This is a genomic window from Ruegeria halocynthiae (genome assembly GCF_000743705.1).
Taxonomy (GTDB): Bacteria; Pseudomonadota; Alphaproteobacteria; order Rhodobacterales; family Rhodobacteraceae; genus Ruegeria; species Ruegeria halocynthiae_B.
Genome location: NZ_JQEZ01000001.1, coordinates 935,135 through 961,000 on the forward strand (window position 1 = coordinate 935,135; position 25,866 = coordinate 961,000).

24 protein-coding genes are annotated in these 25,866 nt (G+C 59.4%); 16 read left to right on the forward strand and 8 right to left on the reverse strand.

Features of this window, described 5'->3' with window-relative positions; genetic code table 11:
• The first annotated feature begins 52 nt into the window (after positions 1-52).
• From JT51_RS04545 to JT51_RS04575, 7 genes are all read left to right on the forward strand, one after another.
• Positions 53-940, forward strand: a complete 888-nt coding sequence (locus tag JT51_RS04545; protein ID WP_037309489.1) for an N-acetylmuramic acid 6-phosphate etherase — start codon at positions 53-55, stop codon at positions 938-940.
• Positions 941-965: 25 nt separating this feature from the next.
• On the forward strand, positions 966-2,219 hold the full coding sequence (locus tag JT51_RS04550) for an ABC transporter substrate-binding protein (protein ID WP_037309492.1): 1,254 nt from the start codon (positions 966-968) through the stop codon (positions 2,217-2,219).
• Positions 2,220-2,291: 72 nt separating this feature from the next.
• Positions 2,292-3,206 (forward strand): carbohydrate ABC transporter permease, encoded by a 915-nt coding sequence (locus tag JT51_RS04555; RefSeq protein WP_037308333.1) that lies wholly within the window; start codon positions 2,292-2,294, stop codon positions 3,204-3,206.
• Positions 3,207-3,216: 10 nt separating this feature from the next.
• Positions 3,217-4,056, forward strand: a complete 840-nt coding sequence (locus JT51_RS04560; RefSeq protein ID WP_037308336.1) for a carbohydrate ABC transporter permease — start codon at positions 3,217-3,219, stop codon at positions 4,054-4,056.
• On the forward strand, positions 4,053-5,087 hold the full coding sequence (locus JT51_RS04565; RefSeq protein ID WP_037308339.1) for a Gfo/Idh/MocA family protein: 1,035 nt from the start codon (positions 4,053-4,055) through the stop codon (positions 5,085-5,087). The genes JT51_RS04560 and JT51_RS04565 overlap by 4 nt, the downstream gene beginning before the upstream one ends.
• The gene (locus JT51_RS04570) at positions 5,084-6,079 is read left to right on the forward strand and encodes an ABC transporter ATP-binding protein (protein ID WP_037308342.1); all 996 of its coding nucleotides are present in this window, start codon (positions 5,084-5,086) and stop codon (positions 6,077-6,079) included. Before JT51_RS04565 ends, JT51_RS04570 begins: the two co-directional genes overlap by 4 nt.
• A gap of 227 nt (positions 6,080-6,306) precedes the next feature.
• Entirely contained in the window at positions 6,307-8,196 is a 1,890-nt protein-coding gene (locus tag JT51_RS04575; protein ID WP_037308344.1) for a PhoX family protein, read from the forward strand.
• Positions 8,197-8,249: 53 nt separating this feature from the next.
• Here JT51_RS04575 and JT51_RS04580 read toward each other — a convergent pair whose 3' ends face one another.
• Positions 8,250-8,816 (reverse strand): tetratricopeptide repeat protein, encoded by a 567-nt coding sequence (locus tag JT51_RS04580; protein ID WP_037308345.1) that lies wholly within the window; start codon positions 8,814-8,816, stop codon positions 8,250-8,252.
• A gap of 30 nt (positions 8,817-8,846) precedes the next feature.
• Positions 8,847-9,335: an Lrp/AsnC family transcriptional regulator gene (locus tag JT51_RS04585; protein ID WP_037309495.1), complete on the reverse strand. Its 489-nt coding sequence runs from the start codon at positions 9,333-9,335 to the stop codon at positions 8,847-8,849.
• Positions 9,336-9,437: 102 nt separating this feature from the next.
• Here JT51_RS04585 and putA point away from each other — a divergent pair, with 102 nt between their 5' ends.
• Together putA and JT51_RS04595 are read left to right on the forward strand one after the other, a co-directional pair.
• Positions 9,438-12,839, forward strand: coding sequence for a bifunctional proline dehydrogenase/L-glutamate gamma-semialdehyde dehydrogenase PutA (gene putA / locus JT51_RS04590; protein ID WP_037308347.1), 3,402 nt, complete (start codon positions 9,438-9,440; stop codon positions 12,837-12,839).
• A 42-nt stretch (positions 12,840-12,881) separates the two neighbouring features.
• A complete protein-coding gene (locus JT51_RS04595) occupies positions 12,882-13,625 on the forward strand; it encodes a rhomboid family intramembrane serine protease (RefSeq protein WP_037308351.1) in 744 nt (247 codons plus the stop codon).
• Between the two features lie 7 nt (positions 13,626-13,632).
• Here the strand turns inward: JT51_RS04595 and JT51_RS04600 are convergent, their stop codons facing one another.
• Entirely contained in the window at positions 13,633-14,463 is an 831-nt protein-coding gene (locus tag JT51_RS04600) for an IclR family transcriptional regulator (protein ID WP_037308354.1), read from the reverse strand.
• A gap of 188 nt (positions 14,464-14,651) precedes the next feature.
• On the opposite strand from JT51_RS04600, the gene bhcA reads away from it, so the two are divergent.
• The 4 genes from bhcA to bhcD are packed head-to-tail and all read left to right on the forward strand — an operon-like array spanning position 14,652 to position 19,002.
• Entirely contained in the window at positions 14,652-15,842 is a 1,191-nt protein-coding gene (gene bhcA / locus JT51_RS04605; protein ID WP_037308357.1) for an L-aspartate--glyoxylate aminotransferase BhcA, read from the forward strand.
• A gap of 11 nt (positions 15,843-15,853) precedes the next feature.
• The gene (bhcB, locus tag JT51_RS04610) at positions 15,854-16,840 is read left to right on the forward strand and encodes a beta-hydroxyaspartate dehydratase BhcB (RefSeq protein WP_037308359.1); all 987 of its coding nucleotides are present in this window, start codon (positions 15,854-15,856) and stop codon (positions 16,838-16,840) included.
• Positions 16,837-18,000, forward strand: a complete 1,164-nt coding sequence (gene bhcC / locus JT51_RS04615) for a 3-hydroxy-D-aspartate aldolase BhcC (protein ID WP_037308361.1) — start codon at positions 16,837-16,839, stop codon at positions 17,998-18,000. Before bhcB ends, bhcC begins: the two co-directional genes overlap by 4 nt.
• A gap of 15 nt (positions 18,001-18,015) precedes the next feature.
• Positions 18,016-19,002 carry an iminosuccinate reductase BhcD gene (gene bhcD / locus JT51_RS04620; RefSeq protein ID WP_200876061.1) on the forward strand — a complete coding sequence of 329 codons (987 nt, stop codon included), beginning with the start codon at positions 18,016-18,018 and terminating at the stop codon, positions 19,000-19,002.
• Between the two features lie 55 nt (positions 19,003-19,057).
• Here bhcD and JT51_RS04625 read toward each other — a convergent pair whose 3' ends face one another.
• Complete coding sequence (locus JT51_RS04625) at positions 19,058-19,843, reverse strand: inositol monophosphatase family protein (RefSeq protein ID WP_037308365.1); 786 nt, start codon at positions 19,841-19,843, stop codon at positions 19,058-19,060.
• A gap of 96 nt (positions 19,844-19,939) precedes the next feature.
• Entirely contained in the window at positions 19,940-20,845 is a 906-nt protein-coding gene (locus tag JT51_RS04630) for a LysR family transcriptional regulator (RefSeq protein ID WP_037308368.1), read from the reverse strand.
• Positions 20,846-20,939: 94 nt separating this feature from the next.
• On the opposite strand from JT51_RS04630, the gene metF reads away from it, so the two are divergent.
• Together metF and JT51_RS04640 are read left to right on the forward strand one after the other, a co-directional pair.
• Positions 20,940-21,806 (forward strand): methylenetetrahydrofolate reductase [NAD(P)H], encoded by an 867-nt coding sequence (metF, locus tag JT51_RS04635; protein WP_037308370.1) that lies wholly within the window; start codon positions 20,940-20,942, stop codon positions 21,804-21,806.
• Between the two features lie 205 nt (positions 21,807-22,011).
• Complete coding sequence (locus JT51_RS04640) at positions 22,012-22,665, forward strand: DnaJ domain-containing protein (protein ID WP_037308372.1); 654 nt, start codon at positions 22,012-22,014, stop codon at positions 22,663-22,665.
• A gap of 61 nt (positions 22,666-22,726) precedes the next feature.
• On the opposite strand, the gene JT51_RS04645 is transcribed toward JT51_RS04640, so the two are convergent.
• Positions 22,727-23,245 (reverse strand): YHS domain-containing (seleno)protein, encoded by a 519-nt coding sequence (locus JT51_RS04645; RefSeq protein WP_037308375.1) that lies wholly within the window; start codon positions 23,243-23,245, stop codon positions 22,727-22,729.
• A 251-nt stretch (positions 23,246-23,496) separates the two neighbouring features.
• On the opposite strand from JT51_RS04645, the gene yghU reads away from it, so the two are divergent.
• Positions 23,497-24,375 carry a glutathione-dependent disulfide-bond oxidoreductase gene (gene yghU / locus JT51_RS04650; protein WP_037308378.1) on the forward strand — a complete coding sequence of 293 codons (879 nt, stop codon included), beginning with the start codon at positions 23,497-23,499 and terminating at the stop codon, positions 24,373-24,375.
• A gap of 43 nt (positions 24,376-24,418) precedes the next feature.
• Here the strand turns inward: yghU and JT51_RS04655 are convergent, their stop codons facing one another.
• Positions 24,419-25,207, reverse strand: coding sequence for an SseB family protein (locus tag JT51_RS04655; RefSeq protein WP_037308381.1), 789 nt, complete (start codon positions 25,205-25,207; stop codon positions 24,419-24,421).
• A complete protein-coding gene (locus tag JT51_RS04660) occupies positions 25,200-25,787 on the reverse strand; it encodes a uracil-DNA glycosylase family protein (RefSeq protein WP_037308384.1) in 588 nt (195 codons plus the stop codon). Before JT51_RS04660 ends, JT51_RS04655 begins: the two co-directional genes overlap by 8 nt.
• Positions 25,788-25,866: the final 79 nt, after the last annotated feature.

The window sequence follows — 25,866 nt, forward strand, 5'->3', positions numbered from 1 at the left end:
AAGTGGTATTGAATAGGTATTGTATCGGGAACACCTGGGAGGGGAGATTCTTTTGACGCTGCCGTCAACCGAACAACTGCATGACGCCTCGGCCATTCTGGACCGAAGCGATCTGACCGCTTCGGCGCAGGCCCTGGTCGAGGGGCAGATTGCCGCCGCAACATCGGTTCGTGCCGCATTGGGCGCCATCGCGGATGGGGCCAAAGCGATGGCCAGCACCATACGCTCGGGCGGGGTTCTGCACTATGTGGCGGCCGGGTCTTCCGGCCTGATGGCGGCGGCGGATGCGCAAGAGCTGGGTGGCACCTTCTCAATCTCTCCCTCTCAATTAAAGATACACATGGCAGGCGGCCTGCCGACCGGGGTCGAAATGCCCGGCGGGGCCGAGGATGCCGCCGGTGACCTTGCCCAGGCACTTAGTTCACTACAGGCGCGGGACACGGTGGTTGCGGTGTCAGCCAGCGGCTCGACCCCGTACACGCTGACCGGGAGCGAAATCGCGCGCGCATCCGGCGCAACCATTCTCGGGATCGCCAACAACGCGGACAGCCCGCTGTTATTGGGCGCAGATATCCCGATCTTGCTGGCCACCCCGCCCGAGCTAATCTCGGGGTCGACACGCATGGGCGCGGGCACAGCGCAGAAGATCGCCCTGAACATGCTGTCATCGCTGATGGCGCTGGAGCTTGGCCATGTACATGGCGGGATGATGGTAAATCTGCGGGCTGACAATGAAAAACTACGCGCCCGCGCAACCGGCATTGTCGCCCGTATCGCCAATGTTGACGCGGACGCCGCGCAACACGCGCTGGATGCCGCCAACGGGGACGTGAAGCCTGCGGTTCTGATCGCGGCGCGCGGCCTGTCCCTGACGGATGCGGCAGCGCGGCTGCGCGCGACCGGGGGAATTCTGAACAAGGCATTGGAAACAGAGACATAACTACGAACCAACTGGGAGAATGAAAATGACACGCAGAAGCCTGAAACTGGCCTTACTTGGCACCACCCTGATGGCGACAACCGCATACGCCGAAGATGTGACGCTGACGATCGAAAGTTGGCGCAACGATGACCTGACCCTGTGGCAGGATCAGATCATCCCCGCATTCGAAGCGAAACACCCCGGGATCAAGATCAATTTCACCCCGTCCGCCCCGGCGGAATATAATGCCGTTCTGAATTCAAAGCTGGATGCGGGTTCAGCCGGCGATTTGATCACCTGCCGCCCGTTCGATGCGTCATTGGCGCTGTATGAGGCCGGGCATCTGACCGACCTGTCCGGGGTCGAGGCAATGGGCAACTTCTCGGACGTGGCCAAATCGGCCTGGCAGACCGATGATGGTTCGGCCAGCTTCTGCGTTCCGATGGCCTCGGTGATCCATGGCTTCATCTACAACAAGGACGCCTTTGCCGAATTGGGTATCGAGGCCCCGACAACCGAGGATGAATTCTTTGCCGCGCTCGACAAGATCCGCGAAGACGGCACTTATGTCCCGATGGCCATGGGCACCAACGACCAGTGGGAAGCCGCCACGATGGGTTACAACAACATTGGCCCTAACTACTGGAAAGGCGAAGAAGGTCGCCAGGCGCTGATCGCGGGCGAACAGAAGCTGACAGATGAGGCCTGGACCGCGCCCTACGCCACTTTGGCTCGCTGGGGCGAGTATCTGGGCGACGGGTACGAGGCACAGACCTATCCCGACAGCCAGAACATCTTTACCCTCGGCCGCGCTGCGATCTACCCGGCGGGGTCTTGGGAAATCTCGGGCTTTAACGCGCAGGCCGATTTTGAGATGGGCGCGTTCAAGCCGCCGGTGCAGAACGCTGGCGACACCTGCTATATCTCGGATCACACTGACATCGGCATCGGCATGAACGCCGCAACCGAGCACCCCGAAGCGGCCGAGACATTCCTGGCCTGGGTCGCCAGCCCGGAATTCGCCGAGATCTTCGGCAACGCCCTGCCCGGATTCTTCCCGCTGTCTGACACGCCGGTCGATCTGCAAGACCCGCTGGCGAAAGAGTTTGTCGGCTGGCGTGGCGAATGTGAATCCACCATCCGCTCGACCTATCAGATCCTGTCGCGCGGCACGCCGAACCTGGAAAACGATACCTGGGGCGCATCTGTGGCGGCCATCAAGGGCACCAGCACCCCGGCCGAACTGGGTGCCGAACTGCAGGAAGGTCTGGCGTCATGGTACGCGCCGCATCAATAATCATCTGATCGAACCCTATCCGGGCGGCGTGGATCGCCCGGATAATCCCGACACCCCATTGAAAGCAATCCCATGAACCGCCCCCGCATCCGCTGGCATATCGTCGTGTTCCTTGCACCGGCTGTTCTTGTTTATACGGCGGTGATGATTTTCCCGCTGTTCAACACGCTGCGTCTGGCGCTGTTCACCGAGGTTGACCAGACCCGCGTGTTTGTCGGGTTGCAAAACTTTCGGACCCTGTTCTTCGATCCGATCTGGTCAGAACAATTCTGGAATGCGCTGGGGAACAACTTTTGGTTTTTTCTGATTCATATGCTGGTGCAGAACCCCATCGGCATCGCCTTGGCCGCGCTTCTCAGCCACCCGCGCCTGCGGTTTGCCGCGCTGTATCGGTCGGCGATCTTCATTCCCACCATCCTGAGCTTTGTGATCGTTGGCTTTGCCTGGAAACTGATCCTGTCGCCGATCTGGGGCATCGCACCATCTATGCTGGACGCCATCGGGTTGAAATCACTGTTCGCGCCTTGGCTGGGGAAAGAGGAATATGCCCTGACGACGCTGGCGCTGATCTCGGTCTGGCAGTTTGTCGGCATCCCGATGATGCTGATCTATGCGGCCCTGCTGACCATCCCCGAAGAAATTCTGGAAGCGGGTGAGATTGACGGGATCACCGGTGCCTCGGCGTTCTGGAAGATCAAGCTGCCGCTGATCCTGCCGTCGATCGGCATCATCTCGATCCTGACCTTTGTGGGTAATTTCAACGCGTTCGACCTGATCTATGCGTCACAGGGCGCGCTGGCCGGCCCGGATTTCTCGACCGACATTTTGGGCACGTTCATGTACCGCACGTTCTTTGGTTTCCAGTTGCAACTGGGTGATCCGCACATGGGATCGGCCATTGCTGGGGCGATGTTCGCCATCATCCTAGTGGGCGTGTGTATCTACCTGTTTGGCATCCAGACCCGGATGCGCCGGTATCAGCTATGAGGGCCACGTGATGAACAAAGCACGCCAAAACCCGTTCAACGTCGTCGCCATGCACGGCGCGTTGATCCTGTACACGCTGGTCGCGTTGTTTCCAGTGTTTGTGATCCTGATCAACAGTTTCAAAACACGGCGCGCAATCTTTCGGGAACCACTGGCCCTGCCCAACGCAGACAGCTTTTCGCTGATCGGATACCAGACGGTGATGAAGCAGGGCGATTTTTTCCTGTACTTCCAGAACTCGATGATCGTCACGGTCGCGTCGCTGTTCTTTATCCTGCTGTTTGGCGCGATGGCTGCCTATGCGCTGTCCGAATATCAGTTTCGGGGCAATCTGCTGATGGGCCTGTATCTGGCATTGGGCATCATGATCCCGATCCGCATCGGGACAGTGGCGATCCTCGAGATGATGGTGGCGACCGGGCTAGTGAATACCCTGTGGGCATTGATCCTGGTCTATACGGCCCAAGGCTTACCGCTGGCAGTGTTCATCCTTTCGGAATTCATGCGACAAGTCAGCGACGACCTGAAGAACGCCGGGCGCATTGACGGGCTGTCGGAATACACGATCTTTTTCCGCCTAGTGCTGCCTTTGGTCCGCCCTGCCATGGCCACTGTGGCGGTGTTCAACATGATCCCGATCTGGAACGATCTGTGGTTCCCACTGATCCTGGCCCCGGCAGAAGAGACCAAGACGCTGACTCTGGGCAGCCAGGTCTTCATCGGTCAGTTCGTCACTGACTGGAATGCGGTGCTGTCTGCCCTTTCCATGGCGATCCTGCCAGTCCTGATCCTGTACATCATCTTTTCGCGCCAGCTTATTCGCGGCATCACATCCGGAGCAGTGAAATGACCCGTGTTCTGATCGCAGGCCTTGGCAATATGGGGTTGAGCCACGCGTTGGCCCATCACCATCACCCCGATGCGCAGATCGTTGGGCTGGTGAACCGATCCGGGCAAGTAGACCATCCGGAGCTGGCAGATTACCCGGCCTATTCGGACTTTGAAACGGCGCTGGCCGAGACCAAGCCTGATCTGGTCGTGATCGCCACCTATTCCGACAGCCATGCCGATTATGCCTGTGCCGCGATGGAGGCGGGTGCCCATGTTTTTGTCGAAAAACCTCTGGCCACCAATGTTGTTGATGCGCGCCGCGTGGTTGCGGCGGCCAAGCGGCTGAATCGCAAGCTGGTCGTCGGCTATATCCTGCGCCACCACCCGTCATGGGTGCGGTTGATTGATGAGGCGCGCAATCTGGGCGGACCTTATGTGTTTCGGCTGAACCTGAACCAGCAATCTTCGGGCGCGGAATGGGAAACACACAAGGCGCTGATGCAGACGACTTCTCCGATTGTCGATTGCGGCGTGCATTACGTCGACGTGATGTGCCAGATCACCGATGCGCAGCCCGTTCGCGTACACGGAATGGGCCTGCGCCTGTCGGACGAAATCGCCGAAGACATGTATAACTATGGCCAGTTTCAGGTGGTATTCGCCGACGGCTCGGTCGGGTGGTATGAGGCGGGCTGGGGCCCGATGATGTCCGAAACCGCGTTCTTTGTGAAAGATATCGTGTCGCCAAACGGCTCGGTCTCCATCACCGATGGGAACAAGGGTGCATCGTCCGACATCGACGGCCACACCAAAGTGGGCGGGCTTTCGATTCACACCTCGCAAGGCGACCGAACCATCGAGATGCCGGATGAGCCCGGCCATCAGGACCTGTGCAACGCCGAGCAGGCATTCATGCTGCGTACCATCACCAACGATATCGACCTGACCCGTCACATGAACGACGCGGTTCAATCCCTCGCCATTTGTCTGGCCGCGGATCAAAGCATCCGCACCGGCCAACCCGTTTCCCTTGAGGAGCCCGCGCCATGACCGCCCTGACGCTGAGCAACGTGAATAAATCCTTTGGCAATGTGCATGTCCTCAAGGACATCACGCTAGAAGTGGATGAGGGCGAGTTTGTCGTCTTTGTCGGCCCCTCTGGCTGTGGGAAATCCACCCTGCTACGCGTGATCGCGGGGCTTGAGGATGCGTCATCCGGTGAAATTGGCATCGGCGGTCAGCAGGTCAATCTGGTGCCACCGTCCAAGCGCGGGATCGCGATGGTGTTTCAAAGCTATGCGCTGTACCCGCATCTCAGCGTCAGGGGGAACATGACGCTGGCGCTGAAGCAGGAAAAGCAATCCAAATCCGAGATCGAAAAGCGCGTGGATGTTGCCAGCCGGATGCTGAACCTTGAACCCTATCTGGATCGCTACCCGTCCGAGCTGTCGGGTGGGCAACGCCAGCGTGTCGCCATTGGCCGCGCAATTGTGCGCGAGCCCAAGCTGTTCCTGTTTGATGAACCGCTGTCAAATCTGGATGCCGCCCTGCGCATGAACACAAGGATCGAGATTGCCAATCTGCACCGGGCGCTGGATGCTTCGATGATCTATGTGACCCACGACCAGACCGAGGCCATGACCCTGGCCGACAAGATCGTCGTTCTGCGCGACGGGCGAGTCGAACAGATTGGCAGCCCGATGGAATTGTACAACAACCCCGTCAATCAATTTGTTGCCGGGTTTCTGGGATCACCATCAATGAATTTCCTGCCCGAAGGATTACTGCCGGACGGCGGGCAAAACACCATCGGGATTCGCCCCGAGGATCTGTTCCTGTCCGACGAAGGCCCGATTGCCGTTCGCGTCAGCCATGTCGAAAAGCTGGGCGGTGATACCAACGTCATCGCCAAGATTGACGAGCACACTGTGACCGCAAGGTTGTTTGGCCAGCACGCGATCTCTGAAGGTCAGGATCTGCGGTTCGCTTTCGCGCCGGACAAAGCCTATCGGTTCGATGCGACGGGTCAGCGATTGCGCTGACCCGTCGCATCGCAGACAATCATCAACGACAATGTGATCGAATTGGCAGAATAATTACTAAGCCCCTTTGATCACTTCGCTTTTTCCGCGGAGCAGTGGGATTCCGCACGCGAAGATATATTTTTTTCGCGCGATGGCGAATTCCCTTAATCCGATTGTTAACCAGTTGTCACACATCCCGCCTAAATCCCGCACATCAAACTTCAAAAGACAGCCAGGAGCCATCCATGAAAGACGTCGACCCCACCACCCTGTCCGCCGACGACTGGGACGAACTGCACTTTCCCCGCCCCGAGGAAAACGACTTTGACCGCGTGGTCGAAAGCGCCATCTCGCGCCGTGGTTTCCTGGGCGGTATCGTGGCTTTTGGTTCAGGTGCCGCCGCGATGGGCGCGGGCCTGATGGGCGCGACCTCGGCGCAGGCGCTGGCCGCGTCCCGCTTTGCGTTCACCCCGATTGCCGCGCAAACTGACGGCACTGTGCATGTGCCGGAAGGCTATGAATGGAAGGTTTTGGCCCGCTGGGGTGACCCGCTGTTTGCGGACGCGGATGGGTACGACCTGACTGACGGTGGCGCGGTTGAGAATTCGGACAAGATCTTTGGCGAAAACACCGACGGGATGGAGACGTTTTCCTTTCAGGGTCATGAGCTGATCGCGATCAACCACGAATACCCGAACCGCAAAATCAACCTGCCGGCATCGCAAGAGGGTGTTCCGGCCAGCGCCGATGATGTTCTGAAACTTCAGAACATTCAGGGCGTGACCGTCATGGAAATCAAGGAAGGCCCCGAAGGTTGGTCAGTTGTCAAGGACAGCCCCTTCAACCGCCGCATTCACCACAACACGCCGGTGAAAATCGTTGGCCCTGCGGCGGGTCACGATCTGCTGAAAACGCAGGCTGATCCGACCGGCACCAACGCACTGGGCACAATGAACAACTGTGGCGCGGGAAAGACGCCCTGGGGCACCTACCTGACCTGTGAAGAGAATTTTAACGGCTATTTCGGCGCGTCGGACGAAAACACCAGCTATGATCAGAAGGTCGCGGATGGCTTCAAACGCTACGGCGTCAAAGCCGAAAGCTGGAACGGATACGAGCTGTTTGATCCACGTTTCGACACATCGAAAACCCCGAACGAGCCGCACCGCGTGGGCTGGATCGTCGAAATCGACCCGACCAACCCGGACAGCACCCCGGTCAAACACACCGGCCTGGGTCGTTTCAAACACGAAAACGCCGAGGTGACGCTGGCCGCTGATGGTCGTGTAGTTGTTTACATGGGCGATGATGAACGCGGGGAATACCTGTATAAATTCGTCTCGAACGGCACCTATCAGCCCGGCGCTGAAACCGAAGGTCTGCTGAACGATGGCACGCTGTATGTCGCCCGTTTCAACGACGACATGACGGGCGAATGGCTGGCCCTGACGCCGGAAACCACAGGTATGGATGCGGCTGAAATCCTGATCTTCACCCGTATGGCGGCGTCAAAGGCTGGCGGCACCACCATGGACCGCCCCGAATGGGTGGCGTCCAGCCCCGTTGCGGTCGAGGCATACTGCTGTCTGACCAACAACAAAAACCGTGGCGTGAAACCAAACGCAGGGGGTGACGATACATCTGTCAACAGCCCCAACCCGCGTGAGGCCAACAAATACGGTCAGATCGTGCGCTGGCGCCCGGCCAATGATGATCACGCGGCGGAAGGCTTCGATTGGGACCTGTACGTGATGGCGGGCAACCCGACCGTGCATTCCGATGATCGTGCCGGTTCGGAAAACGTGAACGAGGGCAACCTGTTCAACTCACCCGACGGTATGGTCATCGACACGACCGGGCTGATCTGGATTCAGACCGACGGCAATGACGACAACGAGGACGACTTTGCCGGTAACGGTAACAACCAGATGCTGGTTGGCGATCCGGTCACCGGTGAAATCGTACGCTTTATGACCGGCCCGAACGGGTGCGAGGTCACAGGTCTGGCCTGGTCCGCCGATCTGCGTACGATGTTTGTTGGCATCCAGCATCCGGGCAGCAACTGGCCCGATGGCGGCACGCCACGTTCGTCGGTCATCGCAATCAAGCGCACCGACAACGGTTTGGTGGGTTAAGCCTGCGTAATCGAAACACCCCCGGCCTTTGTGGTTCGGGGGTGTTTTACGTCTCAGATATCTTCGCCCGGCGGCGCCAGCGGCCCTCCGGGCGCCATAAGGTGGCGCTCAGACAGCCAGGGGTTCAGTTCCAACGCCTGAGACAAAGCCTCGCGCGCCTCATCGACACGCTGTAGCCCCAGCAGGGTCAGCGCCCGACCGCTGATTGCCGCGACATGGTTCGGGGACAGCTCAATAGCCTTGTCCAGATCAGGCAACGCCGCCTGAAAATCCTGCCGCAGATAATGGGCAAAGGCGCGCTGGTTGTAGCCTTCGGCATAAGATGGGCAATAGGTTATCAGCTTGTCGAAATCCTCGATCGCGCCCAGCAAATCCCACGCGTTGCGGCGCGTCATGCCCCGATCCAGCACCGCCTGCGCGCTTTCATCCGGCGCGTCGGTCCAAAGCTCCCACAATTGGTTGTTCAAAGCGCGGGCAGCCTGTTCATTCTCGGCTTGTTGGATTTGCGCGATGACGCCGCTGACGTCTGCGCTGTGATCCGGCGCGACCGGGCAATCCTCGGACCGGGCCGCTACGGTGGTTGCTAAGAGCAGGATGGAAGCAATGGCAAACTGTTTCATTCTGCAATGGTGACGCACGCGCGCTTTTCGTCAACCCACCCCATCAATCGCGCCAGATACGCCCGTCTCTTTCACCGCCTCCATCGCGACAAAGGTCGATGTGCTGGCCACATGTGGAAGGGAGGAGATCTTCTCGGCCAAAACCGCGCGGTATTCCGACATTGATCCGGTACGAATTTTAAGGAGATAGTCAAAATTCGATGCAATCATATGGGCTTGCTCGATCTCGGGCACTTTGCGCACCGCCGCGTTGAACTCGGCCAGCGCCCTCTCACGCGTGTTGGTCATGCGCACCTCGACAAAGGCGACATGGTCAAGCCCAAGGCGAATGGGGTCCAGCAAAGCGCGATATCCGGTGATGATACCATCTGCTTCAAGTCTTTTCACACGTGCTTGAGTTGGCGATTTTGACAATCCGATGCGCCGCGCAAGGTCGGCCACGGAAATGCGCCCGTCCTCGGCCAGAATCGTCAGGATTGCCCGGTCAAACCGATCCAGGTCAGGGCCGCCGTTTTGCATCATGATTCCTCATTATTTCAGGTCATTTACCTACCAAATGTCAAACTTAAGGCGATTGTCCTGAAAAATCGACTGTATACTCATCAAAAGCCCGGAGGAAACATGTCACACAGCCTGCGCACCCATATCGACGGTCAGACCTATGTTGATCAGTCCAGCATTCTGGATCACCTGACCACACAGGCCGATCTGTCAGACGCCGACCGCTCTGCCATCTGCACGGCAGCGGCACAGTTGGTGCGCGACATCCGCGCGGGCACCTCACCGGGTATGATGGAGGTGTTTCTGGCTGAATACGGCCTGTCCACCGATGAAGGCGTTTCGCTGATGTGTCTGGCCGAGGCGTTGTTGCGCGTACCTGACGCCGACACGATTGATGCCCTGATCGAGGATAAGATCGCGCCGTCGGACTGGGGTAAACATCTGGGGCAATCCTCGTCATCGCTGGTCAATGCGTCCACCTGGGCGCTGATGTTGACAGGCAAGGTTCTGGACGAAGGCAAGACATCCCCGGTCAGCGCCCTGCGCGGGGCGATCAAACGGCTGGGTGAGCCGGTGATCCGCACCGCCGTCGGGCGCGCGATGAAGGAAATGGGCCGTCAGTTCGTTTTGGGCGAAACCATCCGGTCTGCCATGGACCGCGCCGCCGGGATGGAGGCGAAAGGGTACACCTATTCCTACGACATGCTGGGCGAGGCTGCGCGCACCGAAGCCGATGCTGCCCGCTATCACCTGTCTTATTCGCGGGCGATTGCGGCCATCGCTGATGCCTGCAACCATGATGACATCCGCGCCAACCCGGGGATTTCGGTGAAACTGTCGGCGCTGCACCCTCGCTATGAACTGGCGCAGGAACAGCGGGTGATGAAAGACCTTGTTCCCCGCCTGCGGTCGCTGGCCCTGTTGGCGAAATCGGCGGGGATGGGTCTGAACGTCGACGCCGAAGAGGCCGACCGCCTGTCACTGTCCCTGCAAGTGATCGAGGCCGTCCTGGCCGAGCCTGCGCTGGCCGGTTGGGATGGGTTCGGGATCGTGGTTCAGGCCTATGGGCCGCGCGCCGCGCTGGTGCTGGACACGCTTTATGACATGGCCGAACGCCATGACCGCAAGCTGATGGTCCGGCTGGTCAAAGGCGCTTATTGGGATACCGAGATCAAGCGCGCGCAGGTCGAAGGCGTGGATGGGTTCCCCGTGTTCACACGCAAATCGGCGACGGACATCTCGTATATCTCCAATGCGCGCAAGCTGCTGGGTATGACCGACCGGATCTACCCGCAATTCGCGACCCACAACGCCCATACGGTCAGCGCGATCCTGCATATGGCCGACACCCAACCGTTCGAGTTTCAGCGCCTGCATGGCATGGGCGAGACCCTGCACCAGATCGTCAAGGATCAAAGCAACACGCGCTGCCGGATTTACGCTCCGGTGGGCGCGCACCGGGATCTTCTGGCCTATCTGGTGCGGCGGCTGTTGGAAAACGGCGCGAATTCTTCCTTCGTCAACCAGATCGTGGATGACACTGTGCCCCCGGAAGAGGTCGCCGCAGACCCGTTCGATGCGATCCGCGCGTCCGTGCTGCCCCTGCCCACTGGCCCCGAGCTGTTTCAGCCCGAGCGGCCCAACTCGCACGGATTCGATCTGCAGCACACCCCGACGCTTGACCGGATCGACGCCGCCCGCGATGCCTTTCGGGCGCACCACTGGTACGCGCAACCCCTGTTGTCTGCGGACGCGCATCCTGAGGCAGACGAGCCAATTGTGAACCCCGCGCACCCGCAGGATCGGCCCGGCGCCGTAGCCCCCGCCAGCGCGCGTGACGTTGAACTGGCTCTGGCCTCGGCCTGCCCGTGGCAAGCATCTGCCGCAGATCGTGCGCGTATCCTGAACGCAGCCGCCGATCTGTATGAGGTTCACTATGGCGAACTGTTCGCCCTGCTGGCCCGCGAGGCGGGAAAATCCCTGCCCGATGCGGTGGCAGAGCTGCGCGAGGCGGTCGATTTCCTGCGTTATTACGCGGCAAATATTCCAGATGCTGAACCGGCTGGTACCTTCACCTGCATCAGCCCATGGAACTTTCCACTGGCGATTTTCACCGGCCAGATTTCGGCGGCACTGGCCACTGGCAACGCGGTTCTGGCCAAACCCGCACCGCAGACGCCATTGATCGCACACCGCGCCGTGCAACTGATGCATGAGGCCGGCGTGCCGCGCGACGCGCTGCAACTGCTGCCGGGCGGGCCATCCGTCGGGGCCGCGCTTACCTCGGACGCGCGCGTGTCCGGGGTGGCTTTTACCGGCTCGACCGCCACCGCGCTGATAATCCGCGCAGCGATGGCGGAAAACCTGCGCCCTGGCACACCGTTGATCGCGGAAACCGGCGGGTTGAACGCAATGATCGTGGACAGCACGGCCCTGCCGGAACAGGCGGTGCAATCCATCATCGAAAGCGCGTTTCAATCGGCGGGACAAAGGTGCTCGGCCCTGCGTTGTCTTTACGTGCAGGAGGACATCGCCGAAGATCTTCTGACCATGCTGACCGGCGCGATGGAGGCGTTGCAGGTCGGCGACCCTTGGCTGCTGTCGACCGATTGCGGCCCCGTGATTGATGAGGCCGCGCGCCAGGGCATTGCCGATCATATCGCTAAAGCCCACGCCGAAGGGCGAGCTTTGAAAGAGGTGCCCACCCCGCCCGAGGGCACGTTCATCGCACCGACCCTGATCGAAGTCCCGGGCATTAAGGCGCTGGAGCGCGAAATCTTTGGCCCCGTTCTGCATGTCGCGCGGTTCAAGGCCTCGGAACTGGACCAGGTCATCGCTGACATCAACGCCACGGGCTATGGGCTGACCTTCGGCCTGCACACCCGTATCGACGACCGCGTGCAACACATCACCGAGGCCGTTCATGCGGGCAATATCTATGTGAACCGCAATCAGATCGGTGCCATTGTGGGGTCTCAGCCCTTTGGCGGCGAAGGTCTATCAGGCACCGGCCCCAAGGCAGGTGGCCCGAACTACATGACCCGTTTCTGCGCACCGGACCGTCAGATCAGCACGGCCGAGTGGACCAGCGCCATGGGCGATCTGCCCGCCCCACAGGGCCGGCCCGCTGCCGTCCGCACCCGATCCCTGCCCGGCCCGACCGGCGAATCCAACCGGCTGAGCGAATTCCCACGTGCGCCCCTGCTGTGCATGGGACCAGGTCCCGAGGCCGCGCAGGCGCAGGCCGAAGCGGTCGAAGCGCTGGGCGGTACCGCCATCCGTGCGAGCGGGATGATGGACCTGCACCGGCTGGAAAACGTCGCCAATATCTCAGGCGTTCTGTGGTGGGGCGATGATGACACCGGACGTGACATCGAATGCCATCTGGCCCGTCGCGACGGTCCTATTCTGCCGCTGATCCCTGGCCGGCCTGATCGGGCGCGCGTTCTGGGTGAACGCCACGTCTGTGTCGACACCACCGCGGCGGGCGGTAACGCCGCGTTGCTGGGCGGTGCGGCGTAAGCGAGCCTTGACGCTGGGCCGTGAAAAGCCCAGCGTCGCACCATGTTTCCGATCCGTGACCATAACCCTTCGGGGCGAACACCTTATATCGTCTATCTTTTGATGGCGGGTAATATTCTGATTTTCCTTAGCTATGTGGGGATGATGGACAATGCGCGCCTGATCAATCAGCTGTATTTCGATTATGCAGTTATACCGGCGCGGATCACCGATGGGTTTGCCTTTGAAACCCTCGTCACTTCGATGTTTTTGCACGGGGGCTGGATGCATCTGGCGGGCAATATGCTGTTTCTGTGGATCTTCGGCGACAACCTCGAAGATGAGATGGGCCACCTGCCCTTTTTGCTGTTCTATCTGGTCGCCGGAATCGGCGCGGGCCTGATCCATGTCGCCACCGCGCCGGGTTCAATAGTGCCCACCATCGGGGCATCCGGGGCGATTGCGGGAGTTATGGGAGGCTATTTATTGCTGTTCCCCAAGGCCCGCGTGGATATCCTGCTGATCCTGATCGTCTATTTCCGGATTTTCACCATACCAGCCTTTATCATGCTGGGCGTCTGGCTGGGCCTTCAATTCATGGGCAGCCTTGCAAGCAACCCCGACGAAGGCGGCGTTGCCTATTGGGCGCATACGGGTGGTTTCTTTGTTGGCCTGATCCTGTGCATCCCGCTTTGGCTGAAACGCGGCGGCCCAGGATACTGGAACCGGACGCACGGCCATCCGCCCCACCCCGAGCACACATATAAAATCTCGCAATCCCGCATTCCCCGCGTATCTCGCAAGTAGACCGGCATCAATCGCCCGGCACATTCGGATTGCGCCCCCCGCTAAGCCGGGTGATCTCTTGCGCGGCCTCCACCACGCGCGCGCCCAACTCGGGCGCGCGGGCCGCGTCAAAGCGGACCGTCGGCCCGGAAACCGAGATACCGGCGCAGGGCTCGGCCCTTTCATTAAAGATCGCGGCACCGATGCAGGACATCCCCTCGTACCGTTCTTCGCGGTCATGAGACCAGCCGCGTGCGCGGGTTTCGGACAGATCCGATCGCAGCGTCTTTTCCTGTACCAGCGTGTTGCCCGTGAAGGGCACCGGATTGGCTATTGCCAATGTTCTGGCCAAGCCATCATCGCTCATCGCGGCAAGAATGGCTTTGCCCGTGCCCGAGGCATACATCGGTGTCCGCGCCCCCGGTGGGAAAAATGCCCGGATCGGGTTCAGAGTTTCAACCTGTCCGACAAACACTACCTCGGCCCCATCCGGCACTGCCAGATTGGCGGTCTCGCCGCTGTCCTGCATCAGACGCCGCAGGATCGGCCGTCCGATTTCCAACACGCTGTTGCGTCGCAGAAACGAGGCACCCGTCCGGTATGCCTCGATCCCGGTCATCCATTCCTGTCGCTCCTCATCAAAGGCGACAAACCCGTGCTTTTGCAGTGTCACCAGGATGCGATGGGTCGTCGCCGTGGGCACGCCCACTTCACGCGCCAGATCGCTCAGCGCTGCGCGTTCAAGCCGCGCAACCGTCGTCAAAACGCCCAGCGCACGATCCAAAGACTGCATCGTCCCGGCCGAGCTTTCCTTGAACAGCGACTTTGGCCTGCCGCGCGGTCTTTTCTGGTTTTCCATCCTTACCTCCTTAACCCGCACGCCAGAGATTTTGTGTCAGTCATTTTCGGCTTTCGGAAATGAAAAACAGAAGATTTCGTTATTTCAGCGCGTTAGCAATTAAATCGCAAAAATGAAAATATTTTTCAAGAAAATTGCACCTGACGGAGCAATTTACGACACTTGCCTCCAAAGCGGAGGAACACGAGATGTCCAACCAAAACCCAGTATTCATTCCCGGCCCGACAAACATCCCGGACCGGTTGCGGCTTGCCATGCATGTCCAGACCCAGGATCACCGCGCGCCTGATTTTGTCGATACTTTCATGCCTGTTCTGGAGGGGACCAAAAAAGTTTTTGGCACCACGACCGGGCAGATCGTGACGTTTCCGGCCAGCGGCACCGGCGGGTGGGAGGCGGCGATCACCAATACGCTCAGCCCCGGCGACAAGGTTCTGGTCGCCCGGTATGGCGTGTTCAGCCATCGCTGGATCGACCTGTGCGAACGGCACGGGCTGGATGTTCAGGTCATCGAATGCCCCTGGGGCAGCGGCGCGCCTGCGGATCAGTTTCAGACCGCGCTGGCCGATGACACCGCCCATGAAATCCGCGCGGTTCTGGTCACCCACAATGAAACGGCAACCGGGGTCCGTTCGGATATCAGCGCTGTTCGGCGGGCGATGGATGTTACCGATCACCCGGCGATGCTGTTTGTGGATTGCGTCAGCTCTTTGGCCTCGATGCCGTTTGCGTTTGACGACTGGGGCGTTGATATCGCTGTCTCGGGGTCGCAAAAAGGGTTCATGCTGGCCACCGGCATGGCCATCCTGTGTGTCAGCCCCAAGGCGCAAGAGGCGATGGCAAGCGCGAAACTGCCCCGGACATTTTTTGATTTCGGTGATATGATGGCGGCCAACGCCTCGGGCGGGTTTCCCTACACGCCGCCTTTGCAACTGATCTATGGCATGCGCGAAAGCCTGAACATGTTGTTCGAAGAAGGCCTGGAAAACGTCTATGCCCGCCACTTCCGGCTGGCTGAAGGGGTGCGCCGGGCGGTCGATGCCTGGGGGTTGAAGCTGGTTGCGCAATCGCCGGACCTGTATTCCGACACCGTCAGCGCGATCTATGTGCCCGACGGGTTCGACAGCAATGCGCTGACCGATCACGCCTTCAACACCTATGACGTGTCCTTCGGCGTCGGTCTGGGTCAGATGAACGGCCGGGCGTTCCGCATCGGCCATCTGGGCAGTTTGACGGACGTGATGGTTCTGTCCGGTCTTGGCGCCATCGAAATGGCAATGGCCGATCTGGACTATCCGATCGTTTTGGGCAGCGGAGTAGCCGCCGCGCAGGACTATTACCGCAGCGGGCCGTCCGACAGCGCCAAAGCCGCAGCCTGAGGAGTATGAAGATGTTGGATCACGTCGCCGCCTCGGACCTTACGGTCAACGACATGCGCGCTGCACATAAGCGGATCAAACCCCATATCCGGCGCACCCCGGTCATGGAATCCGAGTATCTGAACGAACTGACCGGCGCGCAGCTGTTCTTTAAATGCGAGAACTTTCAAGAGGCCGGTGCCTTTAAGGTGCGTGGCGCATGCAATGCGGTGTTCAGCCTGCCCGATGACATGGCGGTCCGGGGCGTGTGTACGCATTCCAGTGGCAACCACGCGCTGTCCCTGTCTTATGCCGCAGGTCGGCGGGGCATTCCCTGCAATGTGGTCATGCCGCGCACGGCCCCGCAAGCCAAGAAGGATGCGGTGCGCCGCTATGGCGGCACGATCACTGAATGTGAGCCGTCAACATCGTCGCGCGAGGCAACATTTGCCGAGGTGCAGGCCCAAACGGGTGGAGAGTTCGTACACCCCTATAACGATCCGCGCGTCATTGCCGGTCAGGCCACATGTTCGGCTGAATTGCTGGAACAGACCGATGGCGTGGATGCGGTAATCGCCCCGATTGGCGGCGGCGGCATGGTGTCGGGCACTTGCCTGACGGTCTCGAACCTGTCGCCCGATACGGCGATCTACGCGGCGGAACCGGAACAGGCGGATGACGCGTACCGGTCGTTCAAAGCCGGCCACATCATCGCCGATGACGCGCCGAAAACCGTAGCCGATGGCCTGCTGGTGCCCCTGAAGGAAAACACGTGGCACTTCGTGTCCAACCACGTGACCGACATCTTCACCGCCTCTGAGGCTGAGATCATCGAGGCGATGAAACTGACCTGGAAATATCTGCGCGTTGTGATGGAGCCGTCTTCGGCGGTGCCCCTGGCAACCATTCTCAAGACCCCCGACGTGTTTCGGGGCAAGCGTGTCGGGGTGATCATAACCGGCGGCAATGTGGATTTGGACAAGCTGCCCTGGCTGACAGGGCAAGGAGGAACGACATGAACAAACCTGTGAACATCAATGACCTAGAAGTTGGGTACGACATCCCCGCCGCCATCGGCATGGATGAAAGCGAGATTCAGACACCCTGCCTGATCCTGGATCTGGATGCGCTTGAACGAAACATCAAAAAGATGGGCGATTACGCCAAGGCGCATGGGATGCGCCACCGCGTTCATGGCAAGATGCACAAGTCGGTGGATGTCGCCAAGCTGCAGGAGGAGCTGGGCGGCTCGGTCGGAGTGTGCTGCCAAAAAGTGTCCGAGGCCGAGGTTTTCGCGCGGGGCGGCATCAAGGATATTCTCGTTTCCAATCAGGTGCGTGACCCGGCCAAGATCGACCGGCTGGCGCAGCTGCCCAAGTTTGACGCCCATGTCATCGTCTGTGTGGACGACATCGACAATGTGGCCGATCTGTCTGCTGCGGCTGTCAAACATGGCACCGATCTGAGTGTTTTCATCGAAATCGACTGCGGCGCGGGCCGTTGCGGTGTGACCACCACGCAGGATGTTGTTGCGATTGCCCGCGCAATTGATGCGGCAGACAACCTGAAGTTTCTGGGCATTCAAGCCTATCAGGGCGCGATGCAGCACATGGACAGCTTTGAAGACCGCAAGGCCAAGCTGGATGTTGCCATCGGCATGGTCGCGGATGCCGTTCAAGGCTTGAAAGCTGTCGGGCTGGACCCGGAACTGGTGTCGGGCGGGGGCACCGGATCGTATTATTTTGAAAGCAATTCGGGCGTTTATAACGAACTGCAATGCGGGTCCTATGCCTTTATGGATGCTGATTATGGCCGCATTCTGGATAAGGACGGCAAGCGGATCGACCAGGGTGAATGGGAAAACGCGCTGTTCATCCTGACCAGCGTCATGAGCCACGCCAAGGCCGACAAAGCCATTTGTGACGCGGGCCTCAAGGCGCAGTCGGTCGACAGCGGCCTGCCCTTCATCTTTGGCCGCGACGATGTGGAATACCTCAAATGCTCGGACGAGCACGGGGTGATCGGTGACCCGGATGGCCTTCTGAAAGTTAATGACAAGCTGCGGCTGGTGCCCGGTCATTGTGATCCCACCTGCAATGTCCATGACTGGTATGTCGGTGTGCGCAACGGCAAGGTTGAAACCCTATGGCCCGTCTCCGCACGCGGAAAGGCTTATTGAGAAATGAGGGATGCCATGAATACGCAAACCGACGGCCTGCTGATTGTGGGCGAAGACTTGTGCGAACAACTGGTCGGTCGAAGCCAGGCTTTTGACGCCGTCCAATCCGTTTTCGCCGCAATGGCCAGTGGTGGGGCGCGCAACTTTCCCGTCATCCGCGAGGCGTTGGGTTATGCCGATGCGCTTTACGGTTTTAAATCGGGGTTTGATCGGGATGGTCAGGTTCTGGGGGTCAAATCCGGCGGCTATTGGCCGGGCAACGCCGACAAGGGGCTGACCAATCATCAGTCGACGGTGTTTCTGTTCGACCCCGATACCGGGCAATTGTCCGCACTGGTTGGTGGCAATTATCTGACGGCGGTGCGCACGGCGGCCTCATCTGCGGTGTCGATTGCACAGCTTGCCCGCAAGGATGCCAAGGTTCTGGGCATGGTCGGGGCCGGGCATCAATCTGCGTTCCAACTGCGCGCCGCCGCTGAACAACGCGATTTTGAGAAAGTCGTCGCGTGGAATCCGCACCCCGACATGCTGCCCCGGCTGGCGGCCGTCGCCGACGAGATCGGGCTGGAATTCGAGGCCGTCAGCCAACAGGAACTGGGCGCACAGGCAGATGTGATCATCACCATCACCTCGGCTTTTGAGCCGCTGCTGATGAAAGACTGGATCAAACCCGGCACGCATCTGGCCTGCATGGGCACGGATACGAAGGGAAAGATGGAGGTCGACCCGGAGCTGGTCACCTCGGCCACGGTTTTCACAGATGAAGTTGCCCAATCCCTGACAATTGGCGAAGCGCAACACGCGGCGGGCACTGGTGCCCTGACTGAATCCGCGATCACCCCCATTGGTGCCGTGATCAACGGCGATCATCCGGGCAGAACGGGCGCGGATGAAATTACCCTGTTCGATGGAACGGGCGTCGGGCTACAGGATCTTGCGGTGGCGTCCGTTGCCGCACGTCTGGCGGATGAGGCCGGGCTGGCGCAGCGGGTTGCACTGTGACACAAAAAAGCGCGCCTCGATCGGGGCGCGCTTGCTTGATGGATATCCGGAAGGCTCAGCCCCGGATCACCTTGGCAAACTGATCAAAGATCGGCTCGTTCCCACAGATCACCTCGCCATCATCCAGCACGTTACCTTTGGGGTTCAGCGGCTGAACAAAGCCACCGGCCTCTTTCACGATGATGATCCCGGCGGCCAGATCCCAGGCGTTCAGGCGGCGTTCCCAGAACCCTTCGTACCGTCCTGCAGCCACATAGGCCATATCCAGCGCGGCAGCACCCCAGCGGCGCACACCGGAACAGACGGGCATCAGACGGGCCAGATCCTGCAACGTGGCAGGCAAATCTGAACGACCACCAAAGGGCAGACCGGTCGAAAAGATCGACTCGATCATGCGATGGCGACCCGAAACCCGGATGCGCATGTCATTCATCCACGCGCCCTCGCCTTTTTCGGCAAAGAACATCTCATCCTTGGCGGCATCATAGATCACACCGGCAACGATCTTGCCTTTGTGCTCCAGCGCGATGGAAATCGCCCAATGCGGCAGGCCGTGCAGGAAATTGGTGGTGCCGTCCAGCGGGTCCACGATCCAGCGGCGGGTCGGGTCTTCGCCCTCAATCACGCCGCCCTCTTCGGCCAGCCAGCCATAGGTCGGGCGCGCGCCCAGCAGTTCCTCTTTCAGGATCGCCTCGGCGGCAATATCAGCTTTGGACACAAAGTCGCCCGCACCTTTCATCGACACCTGAAGGTTCTCGACTTCACGAAAATCCTTGACCAAAGAACGCCCCGCCTTGCGCGCGGCCTTGATCATGATGTTGAGGTTTGCACTGCCAACCATTGTTCAAAGGCTCCTGTCCGGTCAAACCGCGCGTATACTGATGCAATGCGCCCTTGCCAAGAGGAATGATGCGCATAGCAGACCCGCGTTTTGCGCCTATTGCGATTGCAGCTTGCGCGCCTCGGTTTCGGCCAGCTTGATCAGCTCTTGCACAAAGGGTTTTTCAAGGTCATCGGTACGCACCGCCGCATACAGCCTGCGGGTGATCCCATCCTTGGTTAGCGGGCGGGTGACATAGTCCGAATTGTACTTTACCTCGCGCACAACCCAGTCGGGCAGCACTGAAATTCCCCGGTTCGACGCCACCAACAGCAAGATCACGGCAGTCAGTTCGACCTGTCGGATCGCCGCCGGTTCAACGCGCGCGGGGATTAGCAACTGGCTGAAGACGTCCAGCCGGGTGCGTTCTACGGGATAGGTGATCAGGGTTTGCCCCCGGAAATCCTCGGCCTCGATGAATTCCTTTTGCGCCAGCGGGTGCGTCGATGCCGCGACAAAGACCGCGTCATAGTCGAACAACTCGATGAACTCGACACCCGGCAAATTTTCGGGGTCGGATGAGACGACCAGATCGACCTCTTCTTTCTGAAGCGCGGGCAAGGCGTCAAAGGCCAGGCCCGGACGGATATCCACATCCACATCGCCCCAGGATTTACGAAAGGCTTCAAGCACCGGGAAAAGCCATTCGAAACAGGCATGGCATTCAATGGCAATATGCATCCGCCCGGTGCGCCCTTCGCGCAGCGATGTAAATTCGTGCTGCGTGGCCTCGACCTGCGGCAGGATCTGTTCGGCCAGACGCAACAGTCGCAGCCCCGCCGCCGACAGTTTCATCGGTTTGGACCGGCGCAGGAACAGTTCGACCCCGGCTTGATCCTCCAGCCCTTTGATCTGATGGCTCAGCGCAGATTGGGTGATGTTCAGCTGATCCGCAGCGCGGGCAAGCCCACCACATTCATGGATCGCCTTGATCGTGCGCAGGTGCCGGAATTCTATGTGCATTGCAGTGAGACTCATGTTGTTCTTGAGTAATATGAGTTTGTCTCACAATGAATGACATGGCACAAGGGCTGCGAACTGAACAGACGAGATCACAATGACCAAGCCAGAAATTTCATTCGAGTTCTTCCCGCCGCAAACGCTTGAGGCCTCGTTCCGGCTTTGGGATACAGTTCAGACCCTGGCGCCACTTGACCCGCGTTTCGTGTCGGTCACATACGGCGCAGGTGGCACAACGCGCGAATTGACCCGCGATGCGGTGGCAACGCTGCACAAGTCGTCGGGCCTGCCGGTCGCGGCCCACCTGACCTGCGTTGACGCCTCGCGTCAGGAAACGCTGGAAATTGCCGACACCTTTGCACGCGCGGGCGTTCAGGACATCGTGGCGCTGCGTGGTGATCCGCCAAAAGGTCAGGAGCGGTTCGAAGCACACCCAGATGGTTTTGCGAATTCGGTCGAACTGATTTCTGCGCTGGCGGAAACGGAAATGTTCAGCATTCGCGTTGGTGCCTATCCTGACATCCACCCCGAAGCGCGGGATGCGCGCACCGATGTCGATTGGCTAAAAGCCAAACTGGACGCTGGCGCGGACGAAGCCCTGACGCAGTTCTTCTTTGAGGCCGAGACGTTTTTCCGGTTCCGCGATGCCTGCGAAAAGGCGGGAATAGACAAACCCATCGTTCCGGGCATTCTGCCGATTGAGAATTGGAAAGGCGCGCGTAATTTTGCCCGCCGCTGCGGAACACGCATCCCGGCCTGGGTCGAGCAAGCCTTTGAAAAGGCTGTGCGCGATGACCGCGAGGATTTGCTGGCCACGGCTCTGTGTACGGAATTGTGTTCCGACCTGATCGAAGGCGGTGTGGACAAACTGCATTTCTATACGCTGAACCGACCAGAGCTGACGCGTGATGTGTGCTTTGCCCTGGGCATTACCCCAAAGACCGAGCTGCAAAACGTCGCCTAAATCCATGCCCGCTGCAATTGTCTGCCTGAATCCGGGCTGATGACTGCGGCGGCACATCAATTGATGCATAAATCTGCGCATAAACAATATCCGCAAAACTGCGGCAATTGTCTTGAGAACCCCTCAAATACACCAACAAATTTGACAAATTCGTGAGGCCCTTCACAGTAAGAGCGTACAGTTTGTTTAAAGAGTGTTTTGAGTTATGGAGCCTGTTGACAAGATCATGGCCCGCGCCGACGCCTTGGCAGTCCTTGGCCTGGATCAAAGCGCCGGATCAGATGATATTCGGGACGCATGGCGCCATATTGCTTTTCATGCGCATCCCGATCACACCACCAGCGATTGTTCCAGTTTCGCCCGCGCGAAAGAGGCATACGATCTGCTGCGCCGCGAAGGTCTGGCGGGCAAAGGGGCTACGCCCGGCAAAATCCGGCGACCGAAAGTGCGCAAGCGTGTTGTCGATCTGGACCATACTGATATCGACGCCTGCCGCATCTTGTTAAACAAGGCGTTGTCGCACAATCCCGAAGGGGTTGCGCCATCGTCTGATGCGCAAACCGTTACAGATTCGGATCATGTGCCGGATGCAGTGGGTTTTTATGGTCGTCATCTGACATATTTCGTTTCGACGCCGGTTTGCGAGGGGGCCAATCGGGTTGCCCTGCCAACCTCGTTTCTGGCGGCCGCGCGGCGCATGGAAACCGAAGTGCTCAGCTTTCAGTCAAAGGATGCCGGTGCCGGTGAGGTCGTGGTGCCCGAGACGATTACAGCGCGTAAATTTCCGGGGGCCAAAAGCGTTCGCATCAGGTTCGACGCCGACAAGCAAATACGCGATGAATTCTGGCTGGCCGGATAACCGGCCGAACCAAGCAAAGCCCGGCCAGATGCAGCCGGGCTTTTTTGTCTTAACTCGTGCCTTAGTTCGTGACCGGGCCTTCAGAGGTGAATTTCGGGATCACGCTGGTGGATGCCTCGGTGGATTCGATACCGGGCCAATTGCCTTCGGCCAGATTGATGTTGCCGGGAACGTCTTCTTCGAAGAAGCCGACAACAACGTCGGTGATGTTCAGATACAGCTTGTCATCAACGATCCGCCACAGGTTCGGGTTGGCCGGAACCTTACCGCCGCGCGACACGCCGTATGCGCAGTGCCCGTCATATTGCGGGGCATAATGGGCTGGATTCTCAAGGAACTTGTCGCGGTTTTCTGCGCTTGCAAACGCCCAGGTCGCACCGTTGTAGTCGGCAGTATAATCCGCACGCCCCCGCACAGCTTCGGGTTGGGACTGACCAATCGGTGCCTGATCAAGGTTGCGATAGGCGACGACGTCGTAACCTGACACGGCAAACCCTGTGCCATCCACATACTGGTCGCCTGCAAAGGCAGGAAGGGCAAGGGTCAGGGCTGTTGCTAGGGTCAAGGCAAAGCGTTTCATGTGGTCAATCCTTTTGTCCTCAGGGTTGTGAAATCGCCCGAATTTCGGGCCTGACCAGACAATAGGTGATTTCCGCGCGCTGCGCAGTGCCCCTCGCGACGCTGTGACGTCGAATGATAAATCGTGAGAGGTTCGACGCCGTTTGTTACAAGATTGCGCCCTCATCCGGGGTTGGACTTTGGACTTTGCAATATTAGCTGTTGTGACGGACGGACAATTCACATGAACTTTGCTGAGAAAGGCAAGACGCGATGAGCGAGCAATCGACCTATACCCCCCCAACGGTCTGGACATGGGACAGTAAAAGCGGCGGGCAATTCGCCAATATCAATCGCCCGATTGCCGGTGCCACCCATGACAAGGATTTGCCGGTCGGGCGTCATCCGATTCAGCTGTATTCGCTGGCCACCCCCAACGGTGTCAAAGTGACTGTGATGCTTGAGGAACTGCTGGCGCTGGGCCATGAAGGCGCGGAATACAACGCCTGGCTTGTCGACATTGGTGAGGGCGATCAGTTCAGCTCGGGGTTTGTAGATGCCAATCCCAACTCGAAAATCCCGGCGCTGTGGGACCGGTCGGGTGATGAACCTTTGCGCGTGTTCGAAAGTGCGTCGATCCTGTTCCATCTGGCCGAGAAATTCGACGCCTTCCTGCCGAAATCCGGCCCCGAGCGCACCGAAGTGATGAACTGGGTGTTCTGGCAGATGGGCAGCGCGCCTTATCTGGGTGGCGGATTTGGCCATTTCTACGCCTATGCGCCCGAGAAATGGGAATATCCGATCAATCGCTTCGCCATGGAAACCAAGCGCCAGTTGGACGTTCTGGATCGCGAACTGGCGGATAAGACCTTTATCGCGGGCGAAGATTACACGATTGCCGACATGGCGATCTGGCCCTGGTATGGCCAGTTGGTTCTGGGTCGTCTGTACAGCGCGGCGGAATTCCTGGATGTGGAATCCTATGAAAACGTGATGCGTTGGGCCAAGGCGATTGACGAACGGCCAGCGGTTCAGCGTGGCCGCATGGTCAACCGGCCGTTTGGGGAACCGCACACGCAGCTTCACGAACGCCACGAGGCCAGCGACTTTGAAACCCGCACGCAGGACAAACTGGAAGCGGCTGCCGAATAACTCTGAAAGGCCCCACAGATCTGTGGGGTCTTTTTTCCGGGGACTACTTAAGAATAGGCGGTTTTTCAGGGTCACTTCCGGGGACAATCTGCGTCATGACACGCGCCTCGGGCTGAGGCAGATCGAACCGCAACCCGACCCGCGCCAAAGATGCCGCCGCCGCGTCATGAGGTCGAAAAAAGCCGACATCCAACGCCCCGGCTTCGATCCCGGAAAAGGTCAACGCCTCGGATGCGGCCTTGGCCAATGCTGGTTCCGCACCATCAATCGCCCCCACAAATCCCAAAAGATGCCCTGTCCCACCCTCTGGGGACTTGGTGGCCACCAGAAACGCGGCCTCGGCCAGACCGACGGCGGTGGCAAGCTTTGCGTCCAGCGCAGTCAGCAAATCGTCCGGCAGGCCCGCTGGCGACAGGAATTCAGCCAGATGCTGCTGAACTTCCTCTGGGCCATGCTGCAACGTGACCGCCAGCCAGCCCAGCGCCTCGGGCGGGATCAGCATCGACGAAGGCGCGACCTCAAGATTCAAACCCAGACCGATCCCCTGCCCCGTCAGCAAAGAGGCGAGGATGCGACCCGACAGCGCCACATAAGGCACAGGACGTTCAGCAAAACGCGCAAGCCGATCCTCGCGGTCAAAGGCCAGCACGAATTGCCCGTCCGCCACATCGAAAAGCTCGGGCGAGATGTTTTCGCCCTGCGCCTCTTCGGTCAGCATCAGGAACAGCTCACTATCGGCCAGCCGTTCAAAGAACCTTAACCGAAGGGCATCATCCTGCGGGGTGGCTTCCATTGCGGCATGGGCATTGTCCAGCGCCGTTGTCTCAGTCATTCAGAACCTCTTGCACCCGTGCCCGCAGAACGGGCAGCAGATCAGCCTCAAACCACGGGTTTTTCTTCATCCATGCCGTATTTCGCCACGACGGATGTGGCAAGGCAAAGATGCGCGGCGCGTGGTCCCGCCAGTTGCGCACGGTATCAGTGACATTTGTTCGGGTCTTGAGGTGGTATTTATGGGCGTGGCCGCCGACCAGGATGGTCAAAGGAACGTCACCAAGGTCCTGCATCACCCTGTCGTGCCAGGTTTGGCCGCAAATCACGGGTGGCGGCAGGTCAGCCTTTCGCTTGTCGTATCCCGGGAAACAAAAGGCCATCGGCACGATCGAAACGCGGGACCGGTCGTAGAACACGCTCTCGTCGATCCCCAACCAATCCCGCAGCCGATCACCCGAAGGGTCAGTGAAGGGCCGACCCGACGCATGAACCCGCGCGCCCGGTGCCTGCCCGGCGATTAAGATCGGCGCCCCTTGCCGGAACCAGACAACGGGGCGTGGTTCATGCGCTGTTTCGGTGGCTGCGAACCTGTCCGCGCACAGGCGGCAGGACTGGATTTCTTTTTCAAGCGAATTCATCAGATGGCAAGGTTTCCTGAAACAAACTGGTTGACGTTCGACCTGAAAGATAGTCAACGCGCAGCTTTGGGCCAACCGG